23 protein-coding genes and 4 tRNA genes are annotated in these 26,397 nt (G+C 59.9%); 20 read left to right on the forward strand and 7 right to left on the reverse strand.

Annotation, left to right across the window (positions count from 1 at the left end; translation table 11 throughout):
* Nucleotides 1-4: 4 nt before the first annotated feature.
* Genes N1937_RS07610 through N1937_RS07620 form a run of 3 tightly spaced genes read right to left on the reverse strand, consistent with a single transcriptional unit; the run spans nt 5 to nt 2,352 of the window.
* Nucleotides 5-1,024 carry an alpha/beta hydrolase family protein gene (locus tag N1937_RS07610; RefSeq protein WP_017963890.1) on the reverse strand — a complete coding sequence of 340 codons (1,020 nt, stop codon included), beginning with the start codon at nt 1,022-1,024 and terminating at the stop codon, nt 5-7.
* Between the two features lie 34 nt (nt 1,025-1,058).
* A complete protein-coding gene (locus N1937_RS07615; RefSeq protein WP_017963891.1) occupies nt 1,059-1,574 on the reverse strand; it encodes a hypothetical protein in 516 nt (171 codons plus the stop codon).
* Nucleotides 1,575-1,578: 4 nt separating this feature from the next.
* On the reverse strand, nt 1,579-2,352 hold the full coding sequence (locus N1937_RS07620; RefSeq protein ID WP_170256828.1) for an NAD kinase: 774 nt from the start codon (nt 2,350-2,352) through the stop codon (nt 1,579-1,581).
* Nucleotides 2,353-2,510: 158 nt separating this feature from the next.
* Between N1937_RS07620 and N1937_RS07625 the strand changes: the two genes are divergently transcribed.
* Together N1937_RS07625 and N1937_RS07630 are read left to right on the forward strand one after the other, a co-directional pair.
* Nucleotides 2,511-2,586 (forward strand) — tRNA-Thr (locus N1937_RS07625).
* Between the two features lie 185 nt (nt 2,587-2,771).
* Complete coding sequence (locus N1937_RS07630; RefSeq protein ID WP_162117272.1) at nt 2,772-3,128, forward strand: hypothetical protein; 357 nt, start codon at nt 2,772-2,774, stop codon at nt 3,126-3,128.
* A gap of 235 nt (nt 3,129-3,363) precedes the next feature.
* Here N1937_RS07630 and N1937_RS07635 read toward each other — a convergent pair whose 3' ends face one another.
* The 3 genes from N1937_RS07635 to rlmB all read right to left on the reverse strand — a co-directional run bounded on the left by N1937_RS07635 (nt 3,364) and on the right by rlmB (nt 5,261).
* Nucleotides 3,364-3,522 carry a hypothetical protein gene (locus N1937_RS07635; RefSeq protein WP_003558513.1) on the reverse strand — a complete coding sequence of 53 codons (159 nt, stop codon included), beginning with the start codon at nt 3,520-3,522 and terminating at the stop codon, nt 3,364-3,366.
* Between the two features lie 128 nt (nt 3,523-3,650).
* Nucleotides 3,651-4,343, reverse strand: a complete 693-nt coding sequence (locus tag N1937_RS07640; protein WP_260058137.1) for a protease inhibitor Inh/omp19 family protein — start codon at nt 4,341-4,343, stop codon at nt 3,651-3,653.
* 27 nt (nt 4,344-4,370) lie between these two features.
* Entirely contained in the window at nt 4,371-5,261 is an 891-nt protein-coding gene (gene rlmB / locus N1937_RS07645; protein WP_260058138.1) for a 23S rRNA (guanosine(2251)-2'-O)-methyltransferase RlmB, read from the reverse strand.
* A gap of 201 nt (nt 5,262-5,462) precedes the next feature.
* Here rlmB and N1937_RS07650 point away from each other — a divergent pair.
* The 14 genes from N1937_RS07650 (at nt 5,463) to rpoC (ending at nt 21,156) form a co-directional block, all read left to right on the forward strand.
* Nucleotides 5,463-5,547, forward strand: a tRNA-Tyr gene (locus N1937_RS07650).
* 24 nt (nt 5,548-5,571) lie between these two features.
* Nucleotides 5,572-5,645 (forward strand) — tRNA-Gly (locus tag N1937_RS07655).
* Nucleotides 5,646-5,992: 347 nt separating this feature from the next.
* Nucleotides 5,993-7,168: an elongation factor Tu gene (tuf, locus tag N1937_RS07660; protein ID WP_017963897.1), complete on the forward strand. Its 1,176-nt coding sequence runs from the start codon at nt 5,993-5,995 to the stop codon at nt 7,166-7,168.
* Nucleotides 7,169-7,370: 202 nt separating this feature from the next.
* A complete protein-coding gene (locus N1937_RS07665) occupies nt 7,371-7,505 on the forward strand; it encodes a hypothetical protein (RefSeq protein WP_017963898.1) in 135 nt (44 codons plus the stop codon).
* A gap of 171 nt (nt 7,506-7,676) precedes the next feature.
* Nucleotides 7,677-8,570, forward strand: coding sequence for an NAD-dependent epimerase/dehydratase family protein (locus N1937_RS07670; protein ID WP_170283009.1), 894 nt, complete (start codon nt 7,677-7,679; stop codon nt 8,568-8,570).
* 167 nt (nt 8,571-8,737) lie between these two features.
* Nucleotides 8,738-8,813: transfer RNA gene (locus N1937_RS07675), tRNA-Trp, on the forward strand.
* Nucleotides 8,814-9,008: 195 nt separating this feature from the next.
* Nucleotides 9,009-9,209: a preprotein translocase subunit SecE gene (secE, locus tag N1937_RS07680; protein WP_003547514.1), complete on the forward strand. Its 201-nt coding sequence runs from the start codon at nt 9,009-9,011 to the stop codon at nt 9,207-9,209.
* 17 nt (nt 9,210-9,226) lie between these two features.
* A complete protein-coding gene (nusG, locus tag N1937_RS07685) occupies nt 9,227-9,757 on the forward strand; it encodes a transcription termination/antitermination protein NusG (protein WP_003547516.1) in 531 nt (176 codons plus the stop codon).
* A gap of 176 nt (nt 9,758-9,933) precedes the next feature.
* Nucleotides 9,934-10,365: a 50S ribosomal protein L11 gene (gene rplK, locus N1937_RS07690; protein ID WP_003547518.1), complete on the forward strand. Its 432-nt coding sequence runs from the start codon at nt 9,934-9,936 to the stop codon at nt 10,363-10,365.
* A 4-nt stretch (nt 10,366-10,369) separates the two neighbouring features.
* A complete protein-coding gene (rplA, locus tag N1937_RS07695) occupies nt 10,370-11,071 on the forward strand; it encodes a 50S ribosomal protein L1 (RefSeq protein WP_017963901.1) in 702 nt (233 codons plus the stop codon).
* 328 nt (nt 11,072-11,399) lie between these two features.
* Nucleotides 11,400-11,918: a 50S ribosomal protein L10 gene (gene rplJ / locus N1937_RS07700; protein WP_003547522.1), complete on the forward strand. Its 519-nt coding sequence runs from the start codon at nt 11,400-11,402 to the stop codon at nt 11,916-11,918.
* A 58-nt stretch (nt 11,919-11,976) separates the two neighbouring features.
* On the forward strand, nt 11,977-12,354 hold the full coding sequence (gene rplL / locus N1937_RS07705; RefSeq protein WP_017963902.1) for a 50S ribosomal protein L7/L12: 378 nt from the start codon (nt 11,977-11,979) through the stop codon (nt 12,352-12,354).
* Nucleotides 12,355-12,617: 263 nt separating this feature from the next.
* A complete protein-coding gene (gene rpoB / locus N1937_RS07710; RefSeq protein ID WP_170278542.1) occupies nt 12,618-16,757 on the forward strand; it encodes a DNA-directed RNA polymerase subunit beta in 4,140 nt (1,379 codons plus the stop codon).
* A 190-nt stretch (nt 16,758-16,947) separates the two neighbouring features.
* Nucleotides 16,948-21,156: a DNA-directed RNA polymerase subunit beta' gene (gene rpoC / locus N1937_RS07715; RefSeq protein ID WP_260058142.1), complete on the forward strand. Its 4,209-nt coding sequence runs from the start codon at nt 16,948-16,950 to the stop codon at nt 21,154-21,156.
* A 142-nt stretch (nt 21,157-21,298) separates the two neighbouring features.
* On the opposite strand, the gene N1937_RS07720 is transcribed toward rpoC, so the two are convergent.
* A complete protein-coding gene (locus N1937_RS07720) occupies nt 21,299-21,592 on the reverse strand; it encodes a hypothetical protein (protein WP_003547528.1) in 294 nt (97 codons plus the stop codon).
* A gap of 497 nt (nt 21,593-22,089) precedes the next feature.
* On the opposite strand from N1937_RS07720, the gene rpsL reads away from it, so the two are divergent.
* The 4 genes from rpsL (at nt 22,090) to tuf (N1937_RS07740) (ending at nt 26,382) form a co-directional block, all read left to right on the forward strand.
* Complete coding sequence (gene rpsL / locus N1937_RS07725) at nt 22,090-22,461, forward strand: 30S ribosomal protein S12 (protein WP_003547537.1); 372 nt, start codon at nt 22,090-22,092, stop codon at nt 22,459-22,461.
* A 77-nt stretch (nt 22,462-22,538) separates the two neighbouring features.
* A complete protein-coding gene (gene rpsG, locus N1937_RS07730; RefSeq protein ID WP_003547538.1) occupies nt 22,539-23,009 on the forward strand; it encodes a 30S ribosomal protein S7 in 471 nt (156 codons plus the stop codon).
* A 29-nt stretch (nt 23,010-23,038) separates the two neighbouring features.
* Nucleotides 23,039-25,138 carry an elongation factor G gene (fusA, locus tag N1937_RS07735; protein WP_017963905.1) on the forward strand — a complete coding sequence of 700 codons (2,100 nt, stop codon included), beginning with the start codon at nt 23,039-23,041 and terminating at the stop codon, nt 25,136-25,138.
* Nucleotides 25,139-25,206: 68 nt separating this feature from the next.
* Nucleotides 25,207-26,382 carry an elongation factor Tu gene (gene tuf, locus N1937_RS07740; RefSeq protein ID WP_017963897.1) on the forward strand — a complete coding sequence of 392 codons (1,176 nt, stop codon included), beginning with the start codon at nt 25,207-25,209 and terminating at the stop codon, nt 26,380-26,382.
* The last annotated feature ends 15 nt before the right edge of the window (nt 26,383-26,397 follow it).

Here is a 26,397-nt window from a genome sequence, read left to right on the forward strand (position 1 = left end):
TTGTTCAAGCCATCGCGGTTTTATCGACGTTTTGAAACAGCGCTGCCGAAAGATCGGCAATCTCTTCATGAACGGCTGCGCGTTCGATGCCCGGGGGATCGGTAAAGAGTTCTGCCGCAAAGGCGAGGCCGAGCGCTGTGCCCTCTGGCACGAAGACATAATGTCCGAGGCCGCCGCCGAAGATTTTAAGGGCGCTGCGCCGGAGCCGCGCATGCAGCCACGACGAACATTCTTCGGCCGGAGCGGCCCTGTCGGCATCACCGACCAGGATAAGGGCAGGCGCATCGACGGCTTTCAGGCTTTCCTCGCTGAACCCGAGAACGGATCGGCCCGGCGCGCAGATGAGTGCGGCCTTGATTCTGTCATCTCGGTAGTACTTCGACATCCGGGACCACGAATCGCGAAATACATCGCTGGTGCGCAGCAATGCCGGGATATGATCGGCAAGGTCGGGAAACTCCCGTGGTCCGCGCGCGCCACCCGTTTTCAGCCTCGACGGTTCGAACTGCGAGAACTGGGCGACAGCCCCAAGCAGCAGCATCACGCTATAGGCTCCGGCCGAAAATCCGGCTGCGAAGACACTGTTCGTATCGATATGGCCTGAGAGATCGCTGAGCCAGTCGTCGCAATGGTCGAGCATGTAGCTTAGATCCGGCGCCCGCTCCCAAAGGCAGGCAAAGCCTTCAGCGCGATAGGGCTCGATGCCGGTATTGCCGTGATGGCTGACGCCGAGCGCTGCAAATCCGCGATCGACCAGGCGTCGCGCCAGCCACTCCAGTCCGGCCGCGGATCCGCCAGTGCCATGCGACAGAAGAACAAGGGGATAGGGCACGGCCTGCGGTCGGATCGCGGCATCGCGGGCGACGGCCGCTTTCTGGAACCAGCTTCTTTCCGGCATTTCGCTTTCTCGCGCGTCATCGGCGGCGGGATACCAGAGGGACCAACTGATGGGTCTGGGGCCGGCTGCGTCCCAGTTCGACCTTTTCTCGTCGGAGAGGACGCCGTCACGAAAGCCCAGTTTCATCTCTTGGATGCCTCGCTGAACACTTCCAAGCCCGTCAATTCGTCGCTTTCTCCACGGTGATGTCGCCGAATTCGTCGATTAGCACGGTCCAGCCATCCGGCTCGGCCGCAGGGTCGGTCTTCAGATAGACCGTGGCGAAGAGCCCTGGTTCCTTGATGATGCCGTTCGAATTCTCAGGGCGGATATCGGTCACGTAAGGCTTCAGTTCGCTGAACTCCTGCAGCTCGATGGTCGAGGCGATCACCGGGCCGGTCTCTGTCTGGGCAATCTGCTGCAGATAAACCTTCGAAGTCCTGTCCGGCTGGCGCACGGCAAAGAGTTTGTAATAGCCGTGGCGCTGCGCGGCCTTTCCTTCGGGGTCGGCAACGCTCTCGGCGCCCGTCGGCGCGCGCTCAATCGCCGGTGCGTTGCCGTCATCCTCCCAGTAGCCGGTGCTGGTCGCGAAAATCACCGATGCCGGCAGAATGGCATCCTGGAGGGACGCGGCCTCCGCTGCAATGCTCCATCCCGCAAGCAGGAGGCTCGTCATTAATACCCGTCGCATTGCCATCGTCTCAATCCTTGAACTGCTCGGCGAGGATACGGTCGGACCAGGAGCGGTCGGGATCAGAAAGGATGCGTGCCGTCATATGCTCCGACTGGGCGATGCGGACATGCAGCACCGATTTGACCTCGGTATTGTCGGCCACTGCATTCACCGGCCGCTTCACCGGCTCGAGGACGTCGATATCGACGGTCACCTTATTTGGAAGCAGTGCGCCCCTCCAGCGCCGTGGCCTGAAAGCGCTCACCGGCGTCATGGCGAGCAGTGGCGCCTCGAGCGGCAGGATCGGGCCATGGGCGGAAAGATTATAGGCCGTCGATCCGGCAGGGGTCGCCACCATCAACCCATCGCAGATGAGTTCCTCCAGGCGAACACGCCCGTCTACCGTGACCCTCAGATTCGCCGCCTGATAGGATTGGCGGAAAAGATAGACCTCGTTGATGGCGAGCGCCGTCGAGTTGGTCCCGTCGGCATTGGCCGTCGTCATTTGCAATGGCCGGAAGACGTTTTCGACGGCGGCGCAGATGCGCTCCTGAAGTCGTTCGCTGCGATAGTCGTTCATCAGGAAGCCGACCGAGCCGCGGTTCATGCCGTAGACCAGCTTGCCCGAGTTCATGGTGTTGTGCAGCGTCTGCAGCATGAAACCGTCACCGCCGAGCGCGACGATGACGTCGGCTTCGTCAGCCGGGACGTCACCATAGATGCCAATCAACTCCTCGCGCGCGGCAAGCGCCTCCGTCGTTGGTGAGGCGAGAAAGGAAAGCGTCTGAAATGAACGGCCCATGCAATGCCCTTTATGATGCTGTCCTAGCTAAAGGATAAAGGCCTTGCGCGACAAGGACGTTTTCTATCGCGAAGCGTTTTGAGCTGCAGCATACCTGTCCGCGCGACCGCGGATTTCCCTTTACAGAATCACAGAATCTGCTAGTTGGGGCAACTATCGCCCTTGTAGCTCAGTTGGTAGAGCACCTGATTTGTAATCAGGGGGTCGCGGGTTCGAACCCTGCCGGGGGCACCATTCTTTTCCGGGCGATACGGCCTGCCAACTCATGGCGTTGGTTCGACGCTGCTTCGCTCAATCTCGCACCGGCAGATCTTTTCAGATGGCACGCATCGCTTGATGAACCGCGCGTGAAGGGCTGCTTCAGCGCCAATTCACGCGCGCCCGCATATCTTCGCCTCATCATCAATGAGGAAACAGCCATGAAGCTCGCTCATCTCTTTCTCGCCGCAACAATTTCCGTCGGTGCGGCTTTCGCGTCCGTCGCACCGGCAGCCGCCATGCCGGCCGAGCGGCCGGCGGTGACGGCGCGGGGCGATATCGTTCAAATCCGTGATGGCTGGCAAGGTGATCGCGACGGTGACGATCGTGGCTGGCGACATGATCGCGACCGTGACTATCGTGACGACCGTGGCTGGCGCGATGAGCGCGACTGGCGCCGCTCCGACTGGCGCGATGATCGCCGTCACTGGCGGCGGTGGCGTGCCGAGCGTTGGCAGGAGCGCCGCGAGTGGCGCGATCGCGATCGCGGCATGCCGTTCTGGCTCTACCGCAGCTGACGATAACGGCCCGGGTAATCCGGGCCTCTAGTCATTGAGTGATGGGTTCGTTGACGCTCGCCTCGATCCTTGTCGCCATTGCCGGCCTGTCCGGCGCGAGAGGGCGACATCATCGCGATGCTGGGCACGGAGGCGGCCATGAGGGCGACGACGGCTATCATTATGCGCATAAGCGTTCAATCCTCGTTCGATTCCGGGATTAACGCATGATCGCGGTCCGCTTTCCTGCCAGTAATTATTGTACCTGTCCCGGCGTCGCGGGGCCGGGCGCCGTCGGCGACAGAGGATCGGGCTGGTGGATGGGGTGTGACGTGTCCACCCAGATGATGCTGATGATAATCACGACGAAGACCGCGATGAAGAGGATACCGAAAATCAGTGGTCGAATGGCCATGATAGGGATCGTTCCTTCTTGCTTCTGGGCCGGTTGCGGCAACCGATCATTGCTCGATCATAGTGCTCCGGGGCGTCATTCCAAGGCAAAAGTGGATTTTTCTGGCATCGGAGCCGACTGACTATGGGTTAGTGGCGAACGAGTGAAAGCGGCTTGCCGCCTTCCTCCTTCGATTTGTCGAAATTGCCGTCAGCGCGCATGTCGAAGCCAAGCGACGAACCGTCAAGGCTCATCAGCGTCAGCCCGAAACCCTCAATATGCCAGAGGGCGAGCTTCAGTCTGGCGACGTTGGCAGCGCAGTCTCCCGAAAGGGACAGCGGCGCGTTGCCCTCCGCATCGACGCGGCCGTTGAGCGTCACGCCGCAAAGCCTTTCGCCGTCCGGTCTTTGCATCGCCCATGTCCCGGCAAGACTGGCGACAGTCGGCAGGCGATCGACGCCGTCAGGTGCGGCGATCAGCAACAGCGGCGCGCCATCCTCAGTCTTCATCGGCTGCCCTTCGTTCTCGCCGAAACGGGCGAGCACCTTGCGTGTCGCATCGATCAGGATGACGCCGCCATTGCCGTCGAAATTCCAGGAGTAGGCTTCGGCAAGTGCCGGCAGCGGCATGATGCAGGAGTCCTGACCGGAGACCGAATGGCCGCCGATCGCTTCGCCGGTTTCCAGCGTCAACCGACATCCGGTCGCACCGTCTTCCGGGGCAACGAGATAGGTTCCGGCCTGTGCTTTGAGAATATCGGGATCGATACCCTGTCCATATGCAAGTCCACAGACAAGCAGCGCCGCTGCCGGAGCCACCAGTCTAGGGAGGAAACGGACCATGACAATTACCCTTTGCCCGCAGCCAGCCTATACCTTCAAGCGGAGCCGCGCCGCATAAAGCGCGATCGCCGCCGCATTCGAGACGTTGAGCGATTTGATCGCGCCCGGCATGTCGAGACGGGCAAGTGCGTTCACGGTTTCCCGCGTCTTCTGCCGAAGCCCCTTGCCTTCGGATCCCAGCACCAGCGCCACTTTCTCGCCGGAGAAGGTGCCTTCGAGCGGCGCCGGCCCTTCCGAATCGAGGCCGATGGTGGAGAAACCGAGCTTGTGCAATTCGCCGAGCGCATCGGCGAGATTGGTGACCTGTATATAAGGTATCAGCTCCAGCGCGCCCGACGCGGACTTGGCGAGCACGCCCGATTCGGTCGGGCTGTGTCGCTGCGTGGTAATGACCGCACCCGCGTTGAAGGCGACGGCCGAGCGCATGATCGCGCCGACATTGTGCGGATCGGTCACCTGATCGAGGACGAGCAGGAGAGGGCTGTCCTTCAGCGCTTCGAGCCGGCGTACCGGAAGCGGCCTTGTTTCCAGCATAACGCCCTGATGGATCGCCTCGGGGCCGAGCACCTTGTCGATCTCCTGCGGCGAGACGATCTCGAAGGGAATGCCGAGCGCCTCGACATCGACTTCGAGGCGCGCGAGCGCATTCTGCGTCACGAACAGCTTGATCTTCTTGCGTTCGGAATTGTCGAGGGCCGCGCGCACCGTATGCAGGCCATAGAGATGCACCTGGTCGGGCGCAAGCGCCGGCGGCTTCCAGTCTTCGCCGCCGCGCTTGCGCTTCTGCGGCTGGGGCGTCGGAATCTCGCCGCGTTCGCGCTTGGCGTCACGGTGGGCGCGCCGCAGAGTGGCGTAATGCGTATCCTTGGCGGATGGGTCTGTCGCGGTCTTGCCGCCGGATTTGTTGTCTTTGCTCATGCAGCTTTATAGCCATGGCGCTCGCCGCCGCATAGGCTTTCTTTCATATGCCGGCTTTCGGTGGCGAATGAAATTTTTCGTGTTTTTTCCGTTGTCATCGTGTTGACAGACTGAAATGCTCCGGTCATATACGCGGCGCAGACGACGGGCGGCAACGCTTCGAAGTCTGACGAACTTGGTCTTGCGATCCGGACGAAAACTGGAGAGATGCCCGAGTGGTTAAAGGGGACGGACTGTAAATCCGTTGGCTCAGCCTACGTTGGTTCAAATCCAACTCTCTCCACCATTCGTCATCGGATCGGACCACCCCGCGGGTATAGCTCAATGGTAGAGCAGCAGCCTTCCAAGCTGAATACGCGGGTTCGATTCCCGCTACCCGCTCCATTTTCCGTTAAGCCACTTCATACGACCGCTGCCGCGGTCATCTCAAGATGTCTCCGGCGCTGGCGGAGACGCTGATGATTGCGGTTATCGGCTGGCAGGGAAGGGCGCTCGACGCCGAACGTCTATGGCGCGTCCTCGGTGGTCAATGCGATTTTCTTTAAGATTTCAGCGATTTTCGAGGGGGCTTTGGCGAATCGCCTTGCAGGCGGCGAATTGTCTCCCATATGCGCTCTCAGGCCAAGAATGGCGTCTGCAATTAAGTCTTGCGCAATCTCGCCGAAAGCCTTAAACGGCGGCACTAAACCGGTTCGCCGGGGCCACCATTTTCGTTCACAGGAAGCATTCAAATGGGAAAGAGTAAGTTTGAGCGCAACAAGCCGCACGTCAACATTGGCACGATTGGCCACGTTGACCACGGCAAGACGTCTCTGACGGCAGCGATCACGAAGTACTTCGGTGAGTACAAGGCGTACGACCAGATCGACGCGGCTCCGGAAGAAAAGGCCCGCGGCATCACGATTTCGACGGCGCACGTCGAGTATGAGACGCCGGCGCGCCACTATGCGCACGTCGACTGCCCCGGCCACGCCGACTACGTCAAGAACATGATCACCGGTGCTGCCCAGATGGACGGCGCGATCCTGGTGTGCTCGGCCGCTGACGGTCCGATGCCGCAGACGCGCGAACACATTCTGCTCGCCCGCCAGGTCGGCGTTCCGGCAATCGTGGTGTTCCTGAACAAGGTCGACCAGGTTGACGACGCCGAGCTTCTCGAACTGGTCGAGCTCGAAGTGCGCGAACTGCTGTCGTCCTACGACTTCCCGGGCGACGAAATCCCGATCGTCAAGGGTTCGGCGCTGGCTGCTCTTGAAGATTCCGACAAGAAGATCGGCGAAGACGCGATCCGCGAGCTGATGGCTGCGGTTGACGCCTACATCCCGACGCCTGAGCGTCCGATCAACCTGCCCTTCCTGCTGCCGATCGAAGACGTGTTCTCGATCTCCGGCCGCGGCACGGTTGTGACCGGCCGCGTCGAGCGTGGCATCGTCAAGGTTGGCGAAGAAGTCGAGATCGTCGGCATCCGCCCGACGACGAAGACGACGGTGACCGGCGTTGAAATGTTCCGCAAGCTGCTCGACCAGGGCCAGGCTGGCGACAACATCGGTGCGCTGATCCGCGGCGTCACCCGTGACGGCGTTGAGCGTGGCCAGATTCTGTGCAAGCCGGGTTCGGTCAAGCCGCACAAGAAGTTCATGGCTGAAGCCTACATCCTGACGAAGGAAGAGGGTGGCCGTCATACGCCGTTCTTCACCAACTACCGTCCGCAGTTCTACTTCCGCACGACCGATGTGACCGGCATCGTGACGCTGCCGGAAGGCACCGAGATGGTGATGCCGGGCGACAACGTCACGGTATCGGTCGAACTGATCGTTCCGATCGCGATGGAAGAAAAGCTGCGCTTCGCTATCCGCGAAGGCGGCCGCACCGTCGGCGCCGGTATCGTCGCCTCGATCGTCGAGTAACTTTCGAGTTATCCGCAATTATGAAGACCCCGCTGGAAACAGCGGGGTTTTTGATTTTCATGGCTTCTTGTAGGTTTAACAGGTGTTGTAAAAATATCGTTAAATATGCCTGTCACAGTATTTTGTTCATCTCACGTTCAGAAACCGGTTTGTGATTGGACCATTTTAGTCCAGACTCCTCCTTGCAAAGAGGAGAGCCCGGATGATTCCCAAGGCCACATTCGCTGCGACGATATTCGCGATGTATGTTTTTACGATGTTTTTCATCGCTGCAATTCCGCAAGAGGTTGTTCAGTCAGCCGGAGTGCAGATCGATGAGGTAAGTGTCGTCAAGTAACGACCCTTACAGGCCATCGCAGGGTTCTGCGGTGACCGGAAATGATTGGCCAGGTGCTCCCGGATAGGATGCTCCTGGCGACGCGGGGGTGAACCCCTGCCGGACGCTCGCTTGCTCTTCGCGCGGAAGCGTCTATCTATGCCTCCGATTTCATGACGCGGAGGATATTCCATGAAGAGACGTATTCTGTTCACGGGCGGTTCGGGCAAGGCAGGTCGCCATGCTGTGCCATGGCTCGTCAAATCAGGTTACGAGGTTCACAACCTCGATCTCGTGCCGCTGGATAGCCCCGGCGTCACCAATCTCATCGCCGACATCACCGATAGCGGTCAGGTCTTCAACGCGCTTTCGATGCATCGCGATTTTCCCGATCTCGACGCGGGCAGGGGCGTGCAGCCCTTCGACGCCGTCGTGCATTTCGCCGCCATCCCGCGCATCCTGATCAAGCCCGACAACGAAACCTTCCGCATCAACACGATGGGCACCTATAATGTCATCGAGGCGGCGGTGAAGCTCGGCATCCGGAAGATTATCGTGGCATCGAGCGAGACGACTTATGGAGTCTGCTTTGCCGAAGGCCATCGCGATTTCCACCAGTTCCCGCTGGAGGAGGACTACGACGTCAATCCGATGGATTCCTACGGCCTTTCGAAGGTGGTCAACGAAAAGACGGCGCGCGCCTTTGCCGAGCGTTCGGGCTTCGACATCTATGCGCTGCGCATCGGCAACGTCATCGAGCCTGACGAATACGAGAAGTTCCCGACCTATTTCGCCCATCCCGAGATGCGCAAGCGTATCGCCTGGAGCTATATCGACGCCCGCGACCTCGGGCAGATCTGCCATCTTTGCGTCGAGAAGGACGGTCTCGGCTACCAGGTGTTCAATGCCGCCAACGACACCGTCTCGGCCAATACGCCATCGAAGGAGCTCGCAAAGCGATTCTTCCCGAACGTGCCCTTCACCCGCGAGATCGGCGAATATGAGGGCCTGCTCTCCAACCGCAAGATCCGCGAGGTGCTTGGCTTTAAGGAAGAGCACGATTGGCGGAAATATGTGAAGGTCTGAACCGACCTTGGTCGCCGATTGAAAAGCCGATCGTTCGCATATCAGGAGAATGGCTTTGAAAATCGAAAATCGTGCTTGCCAATCCCTTGTCGCCGTCTTAAAGGGAGCGCCATGCTTTTCAGCAGCGATTTGCGGGCCTTGGCTCAGGCGCTGAATGATCGGTATGAAGGGGTATAGCTCAGTTGGTAGAGCGGCGGTCTCCAAAACCGCAGGTCGTAGGTTCGAGCCCTACTGCCCCTGCCATTTTCCTGGATGCGGGACAGCGCGCACATGCTCGCGGCATTTCCGGCCGGGGATCGATTGGTGGTAAGTAATTTCGTTAAACTTCGGTTTCCCTCTTGTGTATTCGGAAATCGGTGTTTATTTAGGGTTCAACAGACACGCGGTGCGTGGGGCTGATAGTTTCAGCTTTACGCGCCGTAATTGCGTGGGCAGTCGATGGCATCCAAATCCAATCCGTTTGCGTTTCTGCAGCAGGTTCGCTCCGAGACGTCGAAAGTTACATGGCCGTCGCGCCGCGAGACCATGATCTCGACGGTCATGGTGCTGGTGATGGTGGTTTTCGCCGCGCTGTTTTTCTTTGCCGCTGACCAGCTGATCGGCTGGGCTCTGAGCTTCGTGCTGAATACCGGCAACTGATACGGGTGGAGATGAAAATGGCGGCACGTTGGTACATCGTCCACGCATATTCCAATTTTGAAAAGAAGGTGGCTGAAGACATCGAGAACAAGGCTCGCCAGAAAGGGCTTGAGCACCTGTTCGAGAAGATCCTCGTGCCGACCGAAAAGGTGGTGGAAGTGCGTCGCGGCCGCAAGGTCGATTCCGAGCGCAAGTTTTTCCCGGGCTACGTCATGGTTCGTGCCAATCTGACGGACGAAGCCTACCATCTGATCAAGAATACGCCGAAGGTCACAGGTTTCCTCGGCTCCGACAATAAGCCCGTTCCGATTCCGGATTATGAAGCCGAGCGCATTCTCGGCCAGGTCCAGGAAGGTGTCGAGCGGCCGAAGGCCTCCATTACCTTCGAGATCGGCGAGCAGGTCCGCGTTTCCGACGGCCCGTTCGCTTCGTTCAACGGCACGGTTCAGGATGTGGACGAAGAGCGTTCGCGCCTGAAGGTGGAAGTGTCGATCTTCGGCCGAGCGACGCCAGTCGAGCTGGAATACGCTCAGGTCGAGAAGGTCTGATTGCAGAAATTGGAGGCTGGCTCTTGCGGCCTGTTTCCTGCGGACGTTGTCCGCACCCGCGTGGAAGGTGAGGGGTCTTAGCCGGACCCTAATGATCCGCACCACGCAACCGCAGCCGCCGGAGAGATCCGGCATCACGGGCCGGGCGACCGGCCGTTCATGAAAGGCAGAGAGATATGGCTAAGAAAGTTGCAGGCCAGCTCAAGCTTCAGGTCAAGGCAGGATCGGCAAACCCGTCCCCGCCGATTGGTCCGGCGCTTGGTCAGCGTGGCATTAACATCATGGAATTCTGCAAGGCGTTCAATGCCGCCACGCAGGAAATGGAAAAGGGCATGCCGATCCCGGTCGTCATCACCTATTACCAGGACAAGTCCTTCACATTCGCGATGAAGCAGCCGCCGGTCAGCTACTGGCTGAAGAAGGAAGCGAAGATCACATCCGGTTCCAAGACGCCCGGCAAGGGCGCCAAGGCCGGCTCCCTCACCAAGGCTCAGATCAAGTCGATCGCAGAAGCCAAGATGAAGGATCTGAACGCAGCGGATATCGAAGGTGCAATGGCGATGATCGAGGGCTCCGCCCGCGCCATGGGCCTGGAAGTGGTGGGTTAAGATCATGGCTGGTAAGCGCACGCAGAAGATCAACGAAGGTGTTGATCCCACCAAGCTCTACGCTCTCACCCTGGCCATTGGTATGGTCAAGGAACGGGCTGTCGCCAAGTTCGACGAAACCATCGAAGTCTCGATGAACCTCGGCGTCGACCCGCGCCATGCGGACCAGATGGTTCGCGGCGTCGTCAACCTGCCGAATGGCACGGGCCGTACGGTTCGCGTTGCCGTCTTCGCTCGTGGCGCCAAGGCTGACGAAGCCAAGGCCGCTGGTGCCGATATCGTTGGTGCCGAAGACCTCGTCGAAATCGTCCAGGGCGGCAAGATCGAATTCGATCGCTGCATTGCCACCCCCGATATGATGCCGCTCGTCGGCCGTCTTGGTAAGGTTCTTGGCCCCCGCGGCATGATGCCGAACCCGAAGGTCGGCACCGTTACGATGGATGTCGCTGGTGCCGTCAAGGCTTCCAAGGGCGGCGCTGTCGAGTTCCGCGTCGAGAAGGCTGGCATCGTCCACGCCGGTATCGGCAAGGCCTCGTTCGAAGCCAAGGCTCTGGAAGAAAACATCCGCGCCTTTGCTGACGCCGTCATCAAGGCGAAGCCGGCTGGCGCCAAGGGCAACTACGTCAAGCGCGTGGCGATTTCGTCGACCATGGGCCCGGGCGTCAAGATCGAGCCCGGCTCCGTCACCGGAGCGCCGACCGCATAAGTTTATGCCGGGCTTTAAGTCCGGCGACTGAATTTCCGGCCTCGCAAGGGGCCGGAATATTCCGGAGAAATCCGGAATCCTGTCCGAGATTGCAGGTGGTTTTCCCTTAATCACTTAGCCTGCATGAGACGGGTAAGACCCGAATTGCAAGAAGTTCGCTTCTAGGAACTCGGTTCGAGCCTTGGATGCCTTGTGCCTCTTTAGCCTTGATTGGCGCGAGAGCGCGGGGGGACAGGATCCTCAAGCGTCGCTTGGGATCTCGCTTGATCCCAGGAGGCAAAAGGCAACCGGCGGGCCCATTTTCGGTCCCGCCAACTGGAGATAGGCAGTGGAAAGAGCGGAAAAACGCGAATTCGTCACGGAACTGAACGAAGTCTTCAAGGCTTCGGGCTCAGTTGTCGTGGCCCACTATGCTGGTGCCACAGTCGCGCAGATGAACGATTTTCGTTCGAAGATGCGCGCAGCTGGCGGCACCGTCAAAGTCGCGAAGAACCGCCTGGCCAAGATTGCCCTTCAGGGTACGGAAGCGGAAGGGATGTCCAATCTCTTCAAGGGTCAGACGCTGATTGCATACAGCACCGATCCGATCACCGCTCCGAAGGTCGTCATGGATTTCGCCAAGACCAATGACAAGATCATTGTTCTGGGCGGCGCCATGGGAACAACCACGCTCAACGCCGATGCAGTCAAGTCGCTTGCGACCCTGCCTTCGCTCGATGAGTTGCGTGCGAAGCTGCTGGGCATGATCCAGACACCGGCTACCCGCATCGCTGGGGTTGTTGCAGCACCGGCAAGCCAGCTTGCTCGCGTGTTTGCGGCCTACGCCAAGAAGGACGAAGCCGCGTAAGGCGGTTTTTCGCTGTTTATAATCAACCGGTTCGAACCGAACAAAAGGAACTAGTAAAATGGCTGATCTCGCAAAGATCGTTGACGACCTCTCCTCGCTGACCGTTCTGGAAGCTGCAGAACTGTCGAAGCTTCTCGAAGAAAAGTGGGGCGTTTCCGCCGCTGCTCCGGTAGCTGTTGCTGCCGTTGGTGGCGGTGCTGCTGCTGCTGTCGTTGAAGAAGAAAAGACCGAATTCGACGTCATCCTCACGGATGTCGGCGCCAACAAGATCAACGTCATCAAGGAAGTCCGCGCCATCACCGGTCTCGGCCTCAAGGAAGCCAAGGATCTCGTTGAAGCCGCTCCGAAGGCTGTCAAGGAAGGCGTCAACAAGGCTGAAGCCGCTGACATCAAGAAGAAGCTTGAAGACGCTGGCGCCAAGGCCGACGTCAAGTAATCTTGAACTGCTTTTGGGAGGCAGTATTTCTACTGCCTCCCATTTGCCGTTTTTCTGAACGAATTACCCAAAAGCCGCGTCGAAACGGCTTTTGGGTAATGGGTTCTTCAAAAGGATGGTCTCCCACCGAGGGCAGCACAGCAATCCGAGCTGAGCGTTTTCCGGGGTCGGACGAGATTGAACTACTCATTGATTGACGGGATCGACTGGCCATCGGTTCCCGTCCGTTGCAGGCCCGGGTGCAAGATTTTGAAGGAGCGACGATGGCTCAGACCCTTTCGTTCAACGGTCGCAGGCGCGTACGCAAGTTTTTTGGTAAGATCCCCGAAGTCGCAGAAATGCCGAACCTCATCGAGGTTCAGAAGGCGTCCTACGACCAGTTTCTGATGGTTGAAGAGCCGAAGGGCGGCCGGCCCGATGAGGGTCTTCAGGCCGTCTTCAAGTCGGTTTTCCCGATCACCGATTTCTCCGGCGCATCGATGCTGGAATTCGTGTCCTACGAATTCGAACCGCCGAAGTTCGACGTTGACGAATGCCGTCAGCGCGACCTGACCTATGCGGCGCCGCTGAAGGTGACTCTGCGCCTCATCGTGTTCGATATAGACGAGGATACCGGCGCGAAGTCGATCAAGGACATCAAGGAACAGTCCGTCTACATGGGCGACATGCCGCTCATGACCAACAACGGCACGTTCATCGTCAACGGTACCGAGCGCGTCATCGTCTCTCAGATGCACCGTTCGCCGGGCGTCTTCTTCGACCACGACAAGGGCAAGAGCCATTCGTCCGGCAAGCTGCTCTTTGCTGCGCGCGTCATCCCTTATCGCGGTTCCTGGCTCGATATCGAATTCGACGCCAAGGACATCGTCTACGCCCGTATCGACCGCCGCCGCAAGATCCCTGTGACGTCGCTGCTGATGGCGCTCGGCATGGACGGCGAGGAAATCCTCGACACTTTCTACACGAAGTCGCTCTACAAGCGCGACGGCGAAGGCTGGCGTATTCCCTTCAAGCCGGAAACGCTGAAGGGTGCCAAGGCGATCACCGAGATGGTCGACGCCGATACCGGCGAAGTCGTCGTGGAAGCCGGCAAGAAGCTGACCCCGCGCCTGCTGCGCCAGCTTTCCGACAAGGGCCTGAAGGCACTCAAGGCCGCCGACGACGATCTTTACGGCAACTACCTTGCCGGTGACATCGTCAACTACTCGACGGGTGAAATCTACCTCGAGGCTGGCGACGAAATCGACGAGAAGACGCTTGGCATCATCCTGGCGAACGGCTTCGACGAGATCCCGGTTCTCGGCATCGACCACATCAATGTCGGCGCCTATATCCGCAACACACTGACAGCCGACAAGAACGAGAACCGTCAGGACGCTCTGTTCGACATCTACCGCGTCATGCGTCCGGGTGAGCCGCCGACCATGGAATCGGCGGAAGCCATGTTCAACTCGCTGTTCTTCGATGCGGAGCGTTACGACCTCTCCGCCGTCGGCCGCGTCAAGATGAACATGCGCCTCGACCTGACCGTCGAAGACACCGTCCGCATCCTGCGCAAGGACGACATCCTGGCCGTGGTCAGGATGCTGGTCGAACTGCGCGATGGCAAGGGTGAGATCGACGACATCGACAACCTCGGCAACCGCCGCGTCCGTTCGGTCGGCGAGCTGATGGAAAACCAGTACCGTCTCGGCCTGCTGCGTATGGAGCGCGCGATCAAGGAACGTATGTCCTCGATCGAGATCGACACGGTCATGCCGCAGGATCTGATCAACGCCAAGCCGGCAGCCGCCGCCGTGCGCGAATTCTTCGGTTCCTCGCAGCTCTCGCAGTTCATGGACCAGGTCAACCCGCTCTCGGAAATCACCCACAAGCGCCGTCTTTCGGCTCTTGGCCCGGGAGGTCTGACCCGTGAGCGCGCCGGCTTCGAAGTCCGCGACGTGCATCCGACCCACTATGGCCGCATTTGCCCGATCGAAACGCCGGAAGGCCCGAACATCGGTCTGATCAACTCGCTTGCGACCTTTGCCCGCGTCAACAAGTACGGCTTCATCGAAAGCCCGTACCGCCGGATCGTCGACGGCAAGGTGACGAGCGACGTGCTCTACCTCTCCGCCATGGAAGAGGCGAAGTACTACGTCGCCCAGGCCAACGCCGAGATGAACGCTGACGGGTCCTTCGTCGATGAATTCGTCGTCTGCCGTCATGCCGGTGAAGTTATGCTCGCTCCGCGCGACAGCATGAACCTGATGGACGTCTCGCCGAAGCAGGTTGTTTCGGTCGCAGCCGCGCTCATCCCGTTCCTGGAAAACGACGACGCCAACCGCGCGCTGATGGGCTCGAACATGCAGCGTCAGGCAGTGCCGCTGCTGCGTGCCGAAGCTCCGTTCGTCGGGACCGGCATGGAGCCGGTCGTCGCCCGTGACTCGGGTGCTGCCATCGGCGCCCGCCGTGGCGGCGTGGTCGACCAGGTCGACGCGACGCGTATCGTTATCCGGGCTACGGAAGACCTCGAAGCCGGCAAGTCCGGCGTCGATATCTACCGTCTGCAGAAGTTCCAGCGTTCGAACCAGAACACCTGCGTCAACCAGCGCCCGCTGGTCACCGTCGGTGACGAGGTCAACCGCGGCGACATCCTCGCCGACGGCCCATCGACCGATCTCGGCGACCTGGCGCTCGGCCGCAACGCGCTCGTCGCGTTCATGCCCTGGAACGGCTACAATTACGAAGACTCGATCCTGCTCTCCGAGCGTATCGTTGCCGACGACGTGTTCACCTCCATTCACATCGAGGAATTCGAAGTGATGGCACGCGACACCAAGCTTGGTCCTGAGGAAATCACCCGCGATATTCCGAACGTTTCGGAAGAAGCGCTGAAAAACCTCGACGAAGCCGGCATCGTCTATATCGGCGCCGAAGTTCAGCCGGGCGATATCCTCGTTGGCAAGATCACGCCGAAGGGCGAAAGCCCGATGACGCCGGAAGAAAAGCTTCTGCGCGCCATCTTCGGCGAAAAGGCCTCCGACGTGCGCGACACCTCCATGCGCATGCCGCCTGGCACCTACGGCACCATCGTCGAAGTTCGCGTCTTCAATCGCCACGGCGTTGAAAAGGACGAGCGCGCGATGGCGATCGAGCGCGAAGAGATCGAGCGTCTGGCAAAGGACCGTGACGACGAGCAGGCGATCCTCGACCGTAACGTCTACGGCCGTCTGATCGAAATGCTGCGCGGCCAGGCCTCTATTGCTGGCCCGAAGGGCTTCAAGAAGGGCAGCGAGCTTTCGAACGCCGTCGTCTCCGAATATCCCCGCTCGCAGTGGTGGATGTTCGCGGTCGAAGACGAAAAGGTCCAGAGCGAGCTCGAAGCGCTTCGCGGTCAGTACGACGAATCCAAGTCGCGCCTTGAACAGCGCTTCATGGACAAGGTCGAAAAGGTCCAGCGCGGCGATGAAATGCCCCCTGGCGTCATGAAGATGGTCAAGGTCTTCGTCGCCGTAAAGCGCAAGATCCAGCCTGGCGACAAGATGGCCGGCCGTCACGGGAACAAGGGCGTCGTCTCGCGCATTGTGCCGGTGGAGGACATGCCGTTCCTCGAAGACGGCACGCATGTCGACGTCGTTCTGAACCCGCTCGGCGTGCCTTCGCGTATGAACGTCGGCCAGATCCTGGAAACCCATCTGGGTTGGGCTTGCGCCGGCATGGGTCGCCAGATCGGCGAACTGATCGACGCATACAAGGCCAATGGGAACATCGAGCCGCTGCGCAAGACCATCGGCGATGTTGTCGGAGATGGCCCCAAGGCCGAACAGGTCCACGAGTTCGACGACGACTCGGTTCTGCGTCTCGCCGACCAGTGGAAGCGCGGCGTTTCGATTGCGACGCCTGTTTTCGACGGTGCGAACGAAGCCGACGTCAACGACATGCTGCGTTTGGCAGGTCTTAAGGATAGCGGTCAGTCGACGCTCTATGACGGCCGTACCGGCGAGCAGTTCGACCGCCAGGTGACGGTGGGCTACATCTACATGCTGAAGCTCAACCATCTGGTCGACGACAAGATCCATGCTCGTTCGATCGGTCCTTACTCGCTCGTGACCCAGCAGCCGCTGGGCGGCAAGGCGCAGTTCGGCGGCCAGCGCTTCGGCGAAATGGAAGTCTGGGCGCTCGAAGCATACGGCGCGGCCTACACGCTGCAGGAAATGCTGACGGTGAAGTCGGATGACGTCGCCGGCCGCACCAAGGTCTACGAAGCCATCGTCCGCGGAGACGACACGTTCGAAGCCGGTATTCCGGAAAGCTTCAACGTGCTCGTCAAGGAAATGCGCTCGCTGGGCCTCAGCGTCGAGCTCGAGAACACCAAGCTTGACGAGGCGCAGGCAGCTCAGCTGCCCGACGCGGCCGAGTAAGCACTTGATAGGGCGTGCGCTGCCAATGCGGCGCACGCCGGTCCCACCGGGCGCCGTATCCGTGTCGGCCCGGAAGGGAAGTTTCGCCGCATCCAGCGGTTATTCTCGTTTAAGCGAGGGAGGCGGCTCCCGGGAATTTGCCGCCGACCATCGCATTTTGAGGGCGCTTTAGCCCATGAAGGAGACAGGCATGAACCAAGAGGTCATGAATCTTTTCAATCCGCAGGTGCCTGCACAGAATTTCGATTCCATTCGGATTTCGATCGCGTCTCCGGAGAAGATCCTCTCCTGGTCTTACGGTGAGATCAAGAAGCCGGAAACCATCAACTACCGTACGTTCAAGCCGGAACGCGACGGTCTGTTCTGCGCGCGCATCTTCGGGCCGATCAAGGACTACGAATGCTTGTGCGGCAAGTACAAGCGTATGAAGTACAAGGGCATCATCTGCGAAAAGTGCGGCGTCGAAGTCACGCTGTCGCGCGTTCGCCGTGAGCGCATGGGCCATATCGAGCTCGCAGCTCCCGTTGCCCACATCTGGTTCCTGAAGTCGCTGCCATCACGCATTTCGACGCTGCTCGACATGACGCTGAAGGATGTCGAGCGCGTCCTCTACTTCGAAAACTACATCGTCACCGAGCCGGGCCTGACCGCCTTGAAGGAGCACCAGCTCCTCTCGGAAGAAGAGTACATGCTCGCTGTCGACGAATACGGCGAAGACCAGTTCACCGCGATGATCGGCGCTGAGGCGATCTACGAGATGCTGGCCTCGATGAATCTCGAAAAGATCGCTGGCGACCTGCGCGCAGAGCTTGCCGACACCACGTCGGATCTCAAGCAGAAGAAGCTGATGAAGCGCCTGAAGATCGTCGAGAACTTCATGGAGTCGGGCAACCGTCCGGAATGGATGATCATGAAGGTCGTTCCGGTCATCCCGCCGGATCTGCGCCCGCTGGTTCCGCTCGACGGCGGCCGTTTCGCGACGTCGGATCTGAACGATCTCTACCGCCGCGTCATCAACCGTAACAACCGTCTGAAGCGCCTGATCGAGCTTCGTGCGCCTGGCATCATCATCCGCAACGAAAAGCGTATGCTGCAGGAATCCGTTGACGCGCTGTTCGACAACGGCCGTCGCGGCCGTGTCATCACCGGCGCCAACAAGCGTCCGCTGAAGTCGCTCTCCGACATGCTGAAGGGCAAGCAGGGCCGCTTCCGCCAGAACCTGCTCGGCAAGCGCGTCGATTATTCCGGCCGTTCGGTCATCGTCACCGGTCCGGAACTGAAGCTGCACCAGTGCGGCCTGCCGAAGAAGATGGCGCTCGAGCTCTTCAAGCCGTTCATCTATGCCCGCCTCGACGCCAAGGGTTACTCCTCGACCGTCAAGCAGGCCAAGAAGCTGGTCGAGAAGGAAAAGCCGGAAGTCTGGGATATCCTCGACGAGGTCATTCGCGAGCATCCGGTTCTCTTGAACCGCGCACCGACGCTGCACCGCCTGGGCATCCAGGCCTTCGAACCTATCCTGGTCGAAGGCAAGGCAATCCAGTTGCATCCGCTCGTCTGCACGGCCTTCAACGCCGACTTCGACGGTGACCAGATGGCCGTTCACGTACCGCTGTCGCTCGAAGCCCAGCTCGAAGCCCGCGTGCTGATGATGTCGACCAACAACATCCTGCACCCGGCCAACGGCGCGCCGATCATCGTTCCCTCGCAGGACATGGTTCTCGGCCTCTACTATCTGTCGATCCTCAACCAGAACGAGCCGGGCGAAGGCATGGCCTTCTCCGATCTCGGCGAGCTGCATCACGCCCTCGAAAGCAAGGTCGTGACGCTGCACACCAAGATCCGTGGCCGCTTCAAGTCGATCGACGAGGATGGCAAGCCTTACTCGAAGATCCATGAGACGACGCCTGGCCGTCTGCTCATCGGTGAACTGCTGCCGAAGAACGGCAAGGTGCCCTTCGATATCTGCAACCAGGAAATGACCAAGAAGAACATCTCGAAGATGATCGACACGGTCTACCGCCACTGCGGCCAGAAGGATACGGTCATCTTCTGCGACCGCATCATGCAGCTCGGCTTTTCCCATGCCTGCCGCGCCGGCATCTCGTTCGGCAAGGACGATATGGTCATTCCGGACGCCAAGGCCAAGATCGTTGCCGACACCGAAAACCTGGTGAAGGAATACGAGCAGCAGTACAATGACGGCCTCATCACCCAGGGCGAGAAGTACAACAAGGTTGTCGACGCCTGGGGCAAGGCGACCGAAAAGGTCGCCGAAGAGATGATGGCCCGCATTAAGGCGGTCGAATTCGACGAGAAGACCGGTCGCCAGAAGCCGATGAACTCGATCTACATGATGAGCCACTCCGGTGCCCGCGGTTCTCCGAACCAGATGCGCCAGCTGGGCGGCATGCGTGGCCTCATGGCCAAGCCGTCGGGCGAAATCATCGAGACCCCGATCATCTCGAACTTCAAGGAAGGCCTGACCGTCAACGAGTATTTCAACTCGACCCACGGCGCCCGCAAGGGTCTGGCAGACACCGCCCTGAAGACCGCCAACTCCGGCTACCTGACCCGCCGTCTCGTCGACGTCGCGCAGGATTGCATCGTCACGCACGTCGATTGCGGAACGCAGACGGGCCTCACCATGACCGCCATCGTCGATGCCGGCCAGGTGGTTGCCTCGATCGGCGCCCGCATCCTCGGCCGCACGGCGCTCGACGACATCGATCATCCGGTCACGGGTGAGCGGATCGTCGATGCGGGCAGGATGATTCTCGAGCCCGACGTCGTCGAAATCGAGAAGGCCGGCATCCAGTCGATCCGCATCCGCTCGGCGCTGACCTGCGAAATCCAGACGGGCGTCTGCTCGGTCTGCTACGGTCGCGACCTCGCGCGCGGTACGCCGGTGAATATGGGCGAAGCCGTCGGCGTCATCGCTGCTCAGTCGATCGGCGAGCCGGGTACCCAGCTCACCATGCGTACCTTCCACCTTGGCGGTACGGCAACCGTGGTCGACCAGTCGTTCCTCGAAGCCTCGTACGAAGGTACGGTGCAGATCAAGAACCGCAACATCCTCCGCAACTCCGATGGCAACCTCGTTGCCATGGGCCGCAACATGACCGTCCAGATCCTGGACGAACGTGGTGTCGAGCGGTCGTCGCAGCGTGTGGCCTACGGTTCGAAACTGCATGTCGACGAAGGCGACAAGGTCAAGCGCGGCCAGCGCCTGGCAGAGTGGGACCCCTACACCCGTCCGATGATGACGGAAGTGGCCGGTACCGTTCAGTTTGAAGATCTGGTCGACGGTCTCTCCGTTCTGGAAGCGACCGACGAATCGACCGGCATCACCAAGCGTCAGGTTATCGATTGGCGTTCGACCCCGCGCGGCTCGGACCTCAAGCCGGCGATCGTCATCAAGGATGCTAGCGGCAATATCGCGAAGCTGTCCCGTGGTGGTGACGCCCGCTTCTTCCTCTCGGTCGATGCGATTCTGTCGGTCGAGCCGGGCACGAAGGTCTCCCAGGGTGACGTTCTCGCCCGTTCGCCGCTCGAAAGCGCCAAGACCAAGGACATCACCGGCGGTCTGCCGCGTGTTGCCGAGCTGTTCGAAGCCCGCCGTCCGAAGGACCACGCCATCATCGCAGAGATCGATGGTACGATCCGCCTCGGCCGCGACTACAAGAACAAGCGTCGCGTCATCATCGAGCCGGCGGAAGACGGTGTCGAGCCTGTCGAATACCTGATCCCGAAGGGCAAGCCCTTCCACCTTCAGGAAGGCGACTATATCGAAAAGGGTGACTACATCCTCGACGGTAACCCGGCTCCGCACGACATCCTGGCGATCAAGGGTGTGGAGGCTCTGGCCTCCTACCTCGTCAACGAGATCCAGGAAGTCTACCGCCTGCAGGGCGTCGTCATCAACGACAAGCACATCGAGGTGATTGTCCGTCAGATGCTGCAGAAGGTGGAAATCACCGATGCAGGCGACTCGACCTATATCGTCGGCGACAATGTCGACCGGATCGAGCTCGAAGACGTCAACGATCACCTGATCGAGCAGGGCAAGAAGCCAGCCTATGGCGATCCGGTTCTTCTCGGCATCACCAAGGCGTCGCTGCAGACCCCGTCCTTCATCTCGGCCGCGTCCTTCCAGGAAACGACGAAGGTGCTGACGGAAGCTGCGATCGCCGGCAAGACCGACGGCCTGCAGGGTCTGAAGGAAAACGTCATCGTTGGTCGCCTCATCCCGGCCGGTACCGGCGGCACCATGACCCAGATCCGCCGCATCGCCACGTCGCGCGACGAGATGATCCTCGAAGAGCGCCGCAAGGGCACGGGTGCTGCCGTCGCCACGCCGATGCTGCAGGACATGGCCGAAAAGGCTCCGGCTGCGGAATAATCCGCGGCTGAAGTCGACGAATTGAAAAACCGCCCGGAGCGATCCGGGCGGTTTCTTTATTTTTAGTTTGCGCTGATTGGGCGGGCGGGGAGGGAAGCTGCTTTCGCTTATGCTGCCTTGACTGCGTAAGCGGCGGCTCCCTTCAGTTGAACCGGATGATCGCGACTTCGCCTTCGACGGCTCCCTGGTAGGCAGAGGCGTGCGGCTCTTCGGCCGGGACCTCGGTCAGCATGCCGATCTGGTCGAGATCGGCCTCGATAAAGCCTTCCTCGGCAAGGGCGTTCAAGGCCTCGCGTACGGCAGTGTCGTCGTCAGGCGCCTTCAGCATGATGTGCAGGTCGATACCTTCGCTGGCGTCGGACTCGTAGCCCTTGCCGATGATGATGAAGATCATCGGGCCGTCGAAATTATTGTCGTTATCAGGTGTCGTGATCATCGCCTGTCCTTCGGCTCTTTGACGATTCGGTCGCTCGAATCCCGCTGTGAGGGCCGAACGTCGCAATTGCTGATTCCTTAACTGCTTTTGCTGCAATGCCCAAGTTTTTATGTTCGAGCACGGCCGTGATTTCGTCTAGAAGGATGAAACAGGGCGTTCGGCCGGCATATCAAGGCGATACGGCGAGTTTATTTCTTAACCGGCCTTGACGAGACGGGTGGAAACCAGTAGTACCCCGGCCATCAGATCCCATGTGAGGCTTGGCTGTTCGGGGCGACTCGCCCTGAAGTTCACCTCAAACAAGGTTCTAAACGCACGTTGAAGTCATGATGCTGCACGCACGACGCATGTTCTATGCGTCCTCTGCTCCTTGTGGTCCATCTGCGGAAGCGGATCGGGCCATATTTTGCGCATTGACGGAAAGCGTACGTCACTGCCGGAGACGGCGCGAGTTCAAGCCCGCAAGGGTACTGAGATAAAACGTAAGGGATGGTTGAATGCCTACCGTAAACCAGCTGATCCGCAAGCCTCGCCAGGCGAACGTAAAGCGTAACAAGGTTCCCGCACTCCAGGAGAACCCGCAGAAGCGCGGCGTTTGCACGCGCGTCTACACGACGACGCCGAAGAAGCCGAACTCGGCTCTGCGTAAGGTCGCAAAGATCCGCCTGACCAACGGCTTCGAAGTCATTGGTTACATCCCCGGCGAAGGTCACAACCTTCAGGAGCACTCTGTCGTCATGATCCGTGGCGGCCGCGTCAAGGACCTTCCGGGTGTCCGTTATCATATCATCCGCGGCGTTCTCGATACCCAGGGTGTCAAGAACCGCAAGCAGCGCCGCTCCAAGTACGGCGCGAAGCGTCCGAAGTAATTCGGGTTTTGAATAATCCGGCGCTGCGCGAGGTCCTCCGCGTCATGAAGCGCCTTAACGGTTGAAGAGACAAAAGTATGTCCAGACGTCATAAAGCAGAAAAGCGCGAGATCAATCCGGACCCGAAGTTCGGCGATCTCGTCGTCACCAAGTTCATGAATGCCATCATGCTCGACGGCAAGAAGTCCGTTGCTGAAAACATCGTCTACGGTGCGTTCGACGTTGTCCACGGCAAGTCCAAGCAGGAGCCGCTCACGGTATTCCATTCTGCACTTGAGAACATTGCCCCGCACGTTGAAGTTCGCTCGCGTCGTGTCGGTGGTGCGACCTATCAGGTCCCCGTCGATGTTCGTCCGGAGCGCCGCCAGGCTCTTGCTATTCGCTGGCTGATCGCTGCTGCCCGCAAGCGCAATGAAACGACTATGGTTGACCGCCTTTCCGGCGAGCTGCTCGATGCGTCCAACAACCGCGGCTCCGCCGTCAAGAAGCGCGAAGACACGCACAAGATGGCTGATGCCAACCGCGCGTTCTCGCACTATCGCTGGTAATTCCGAACGGTATCGAAAGGCAGTCCACAATGGCTCGCGAATATAAAATCGAAGACTACCGCAATTTCGGTATCATGGCGCATATCGACGCCGGCAAGACCACGACCACCGAGCGTATTCTTTATTACACCGGCAAGTCGCACAAGATCGGCGAAGTCCACGACGGCGCAGCCACCATGGACTGGATGGAGCAGGAGCAGGAGCGTGGCATCACGATCACCTCTGCTGCCACCACGACCTACTGGAAGGGCCGTGACGGCAAAATGCGCCGCTTCAACATCATCGACACTCCCGGCCACGTCGACTTCACCATTGAAGTCGAGCGTTCGCTGCGCGTTCTCGACGGCGCCATCGCGCTGCTCGACGCTAACGCCGGTGTTGAGCCGCAGACGGAAACCGTCTGGCGTCAGGCCGAGAAGTACAATGTCCCGCGGATGATCTTCTGCAACAAGATGGACAAGACCGGTGCGGACTTCTACCGCTCCGTCGAGATGATCAAGACCCGTCTCGGTGCAACGGCTGTCGTTATGCAGCTGCCGATCGGTGCGGAGACCGAATTCAAGGGCGTCATCGACCTGGTCGAGATGAACGCACTCATCTGGCGCGACGAGTCGCTCGGCGCCCAGTGGGATGTCGTCGAGATCCCCGAGGACATGAAGGCCAAGGCTGAGGAATATCGCGAAAAGCTGATCGAGACGGTCGTCGACATCGACGAAGCCGCCACCGAAGCTTACCTCGAAGGCATTCTGCCGGACAACGATCAGATCCGTGCGCTGGTTCGCCGCGGCACGATCGACGTCAAGTTCCACCCGATGTTCTGCGGCACCGCCTTCAAGAACAAGGGCGTGCAGCCGCTGCTCGACGCCGTCGTCGACTACCTGCCGTCGCCGATGGACATCCCGGCAATCAAGGGCATCGACTTCAAGACGGAAGCCGAAATCGAGCGTCATGCCGACGACAGCGAGCCGCTTTCCATGCTCGCCTTTAAGATCATGAACGACCCCTTCGTCGGTTCGCTGACCTTCGCCCGCATCTACTCCGGCAAGCTCGAAAAGGGCGCGTCGGTCATCAACACGGTCAAGGACAAGCGCGAGCGCGTCGGCCGCATGCTGCAGATGCACTCCAACTCGCGTGAAGACATTGAAGAAGCCTTCGCAGGCGACATCGTGGCTCTCGCCGGCCTCAAGGAAACCACGACGGGCGACACGCTCTGCGATCCGCTGAAGCCGGTTATCCTCGAGCGCATGGAATTCCCGGAGCCGGTCATCCAGATTGCCATCGAGCCGAAGACCAAGGGCGACCAGGAAAAGATGGGCCTTGCGCTCAACCGTCTGGCTGCTGAAGATCCGTCCTTCCGTGTCAAGACCGACCAGGAATCAGGCCAGACCATCATCGCCGGCATGGGCGAACTGCATCTCGACATCATCGTCGACCGCATGCGTCGTGAATTCAAGGTCGAAGCAACCGTCGGCGCGCCGCAGGTTGCCTACCGTGAAACCATCACCCGGAGGCATGAAGAAGACTACACCCACAAGAAGCAGTCCGGTGGTACCGGCCAGTTCGCGCGCGTCAAGATCGTCTTCGAACCGAACCCGGAAGGCGATGAATTCAAGTTCGAATCGAAGATCGTCGGCGGTTCCGTTCCGAAGGAATACATCCCCGGCGTTCAGAAGGGCATCGAAAGCGTTCTGTCTTCGGGTCCGCTCGCAGGCTTCCCGATGCTCGGCGTCAAGGCAACCCTCATCGATGGCGCCTTCCACGACGTCGACTCTTCGGTTCTCGCCTTCGAAATCGCATCGCGTGCTTGCTTCCGTGAAGCAGCCAAAAAGGCCGGCGCTCAGCTGCTCGAGCCGATGATGAGGGTCGAAGTCGTCACCCCGGAAGATTATGTCGGCGACGTTATCGGCGACCTGAACTCCCGTCGCGGTCAGATCCAGGGCCAGGAAAGCCGCGGTATCGCCGTTGTCATCAATGCGAACGTTCCTCTCGCGAACATGTTCAAGTACGTCGACAACCTGCGCTCCATGTCCCAGGGCCGCGCCCAGTACACGATGACCTTCGATCACTATTCGCCGGTACCGTCGAACGTCGCAACTGAAATCCAGGCAAAGTATTCCGGTCAGAAGTGACCGGAATACCAATTGACCGATAACAAGAATTAGATCCCTTCGGGGACTAGCAAAACGGAGACCCGAAAATGGGAAAGAGTAAGTTTGAGCGCAACAAGCCGCACGTCAACATTGGCACGATTGGCCACGTTGACCACGGCAAGACGTCTCTGACGGCAGCGATCACGAAGTACTTCGGTGAGTACAAGGCGTACGACCAGATCGACGCGGCTCCGGAAGAAAAGGCCCGCGGCATCACGATTTCGACGGCGCACGTCGAGTATGAGACGCCGGCGCGCCACTATGCGCACGTCGACTGCCCCGGCCACGCCGACTACGTCAAGAACATGATCACCGGTGCTGCCCAGATGGACGGCGCGATCCTGGTGTGCTCGGCCGCTGACGGTCCGATGCCGCAGACGCGCGAACACATTCTGCTCGCCCGCCAGGTCGGCGTTCCGGCAATCGTGGTGTTCCTGAACAAGGTCGACCAGGTTGACGACGCCGAGCTTCTCGAACTGGTCGAGCTCGAAGTGCGCGAACTGCTGTCGTCCTACGACTTCCCGGGCGACGAAATCCCGATCGTCAAGGGTTCGGCGCTGGCTGCTCTTGAAGATTCCGACAAGAAGATCGGCGAAGACGCGATCCGCGAGCTGATGGCTGCGGTTGACGCCTACATCCCGACGCCTGAGCGTCCGATCAACCTGCCCTTCCTGCTGCCGATCGAAGACGTGTTCTCGATCTCCGGCCGCGGCACGGTTGTGACCGGCCGCGTCGAGCGTGGCATCGTCAAGGTTGGCGAAGAAGTCGAGATCGTCGGCATCCGCCCGACGACGAAGACGACGGTGACCGGCGTTGAAATGTTCCGCAAGCTGCTCGACCAGGGCCAGGCTGGCGACAACATCGGTGCGCTGATCCGCGGCGTCACCCGTGACGGCGTTGAGCGTGGCCAGATTCTGTGCAAGCCGGGTTCGGTCAAGCCGCACAAGAAGTTCATGGCTGAAGCCTACATCCTGACGAAGGAAGAGGGTGGCCGTCATACGCCGTTCTTCACCAACTACCGTCCGCAGTTCTACTTCCGCACGACCGATGTGACCGGCATCGTGACGCTGCCGGAAGGCACCGAGATGGTGATGCCGGGCGACAACGTCACGGTATCGGTCGAGCTGATCGTTCCGATCGCGATGGAAGAAAAGCTGCGCTTCGCCATCCGCGAAGGCGGCCGCACCGTCGGCGCCGGCATCGTCGCCTCAATCGTCGAGTAATTAGCGGCTGGGCCA

This window comes from Rhizobium sp. WSM4643 (genome assembly GCF_025152745.1).
GTDB classification, from domain to species: domain Bacteria; phylum Pseudomonadota; class Alphaproteobacteria; order Rhizobiales; family Rhizobiaceae; genus Rhizobium; species Rhizobium leguminosarum_I.

Excerpts from the sequence above, each read along its gene's own strand:
- rplK (WP_003547518.1), top strand. The coding sequence starts at position 9,934 with ATGGCTAAGAAAGTTGCAGGCCAGCTCAAGCTTCAGGTCAAGGCAGGA.
- tuf (WP_017963897.1), top strand. The coding sequence starts at position 5,993 with ATGGGAAAGAGTAAGTTTGAGCGCAACAAGCCGCACGTCAACATTGGC.
- fusA (WP_017963905.1), top strand. The coding sequence starts at position 23,039 with ATGGCTCGCGAATATAAAATCGAAGACTACCGCAATTTCGGTATCATG.
- rplL (WP_017963902.1), top strand. The coding sequence starts at position 11,977 with ATGGCTGATCTCGCAAAGATCGTTGACGACCTCTCCTCGCTGACCGTT.
- tuf (WP_017963897.1), top strand. The coding sequence starts at position 25,207 with ATGGGAAAGAGTAAGTTTGAGCGCAACAAGCCGCACGTCAACATTGGC.
- rpsG (WP_003547538.1), top strand. The coding sequence starts at position 22,539 with ATGTCCAGACGTCATAAAGCAGAAAAGCGCGAGATCAATCCGGACCCG.
- rpoC (WP_260058142.1), top strand. The coding sequence starts at position 16,948 with ATGAACCAAGAGGTCATGAATCTTTTCAATCCGCAGGTGCCTGCACAG.
- secE (WP_003547514.1), top strand. The coding sequence starts at position 9,009 with ATGGCATCCAAATCCAATCCGTTTGCGTTTCTGCAGCAGGTTCGCTCC.
- N1937_RS07610 (WP_017963890.1), bottom strand. The coding sequence starts at position 1,024 with ATGAAACTGGGCTTTCGTGACGGCGTCCTCTCCGACGAGAAAAGGTCG.
- rpoB (WP_170278542.1), top strand. The coding sequence starts at position 12,618 with ATGGCTCAGACCCTTTCGTTCAACGGTCGCAGGCGCGTACGCAAGTTT.
- N1937_RS07635 (WP_003558513.1), bottom strand. The coding sequence starts at position 3,522 with ATGGCCATTCGACCACTGATTTTCGGTATCCTCTTCATCGCGGTCTTC.
- rplA (WP_017963901.1), top strand. The coding sequence starts at position 10,370 with ATGGCTGGTAAGCGCACGCAGAAGATCAACGAAGGTGTTGATCCCACC.
- N1937_RS07720 (WP_003547528.1), bottom strand. The coding sequence starts at position 21,592 with ATGATCACGACACCTGATAACGACAATAATTTCGACGGCCCGATGATC.
- N1937_RS07665 (WP_017963898.1), top strand. The coding sequence starts at position 7,371 with ATGATTCCCAAGGCCACATTCGCTGCGACGATATTCGCGATGTATGTT.
- rlmB (WP_260058138.1), bottom strand. The coding sequence starts at position 5,261 with ATGAGCAAAGACAACAAATCCGGCGGCAAGACCGCGACAGACCCATCC.
- N1937_RS07620 (WP_170256828.1), bottom strand. The coding sequence starts at position 2,352 with ATGGGCCGTTCATTTCAGACGCTTTCCTTTCTCGCCTCACCAACGACG.
- N1937_RS07630 (WP_162117272.1), top strand. The coding sequence starts at position 2,772 with ATGAAGCTCGCTCATCTCTTTCTCGCCGCAACAATTTCCGTCGGTGCG.
- N1937_RS07640 (WP_260058137.1), bottom strand. The coding sequence starts at position 4,343 with ATGGTCCGTTTCCTCCCTAGACTGGTGGCTCCGGCAGCGGCGCTGCTT.
- nusG (WP_003547516.1), top strand. The coding sequence starts at position 9,227 with ATGGCGGCACGTTGGTACATCGTCCACGCATATTCCAATTTTGAAAAG.
- N1937_RS07670 (WP_170283009.1), top strand. The coding sequence starts at position 7,677 with ATGAAGAGACGTATTCTGTTCACGGGCGGTTCGGGCAAGGCAGGTCGC.
- N1937_RS07615 (WP_017963891.1), bottom strand. The coding sequence starts at position 1,574 with ATGGCAATGCGACGGGTATTAATGACGAGCCTCCTGCTTGCGGGATGG.
- rpsL (WP_003547537.1), top strand. The coding sequence starts at position 22,090 with ATGCCTACCGTAAACCAGCTGATCCGCAAGCCTCGCCAGGCGAACGTA.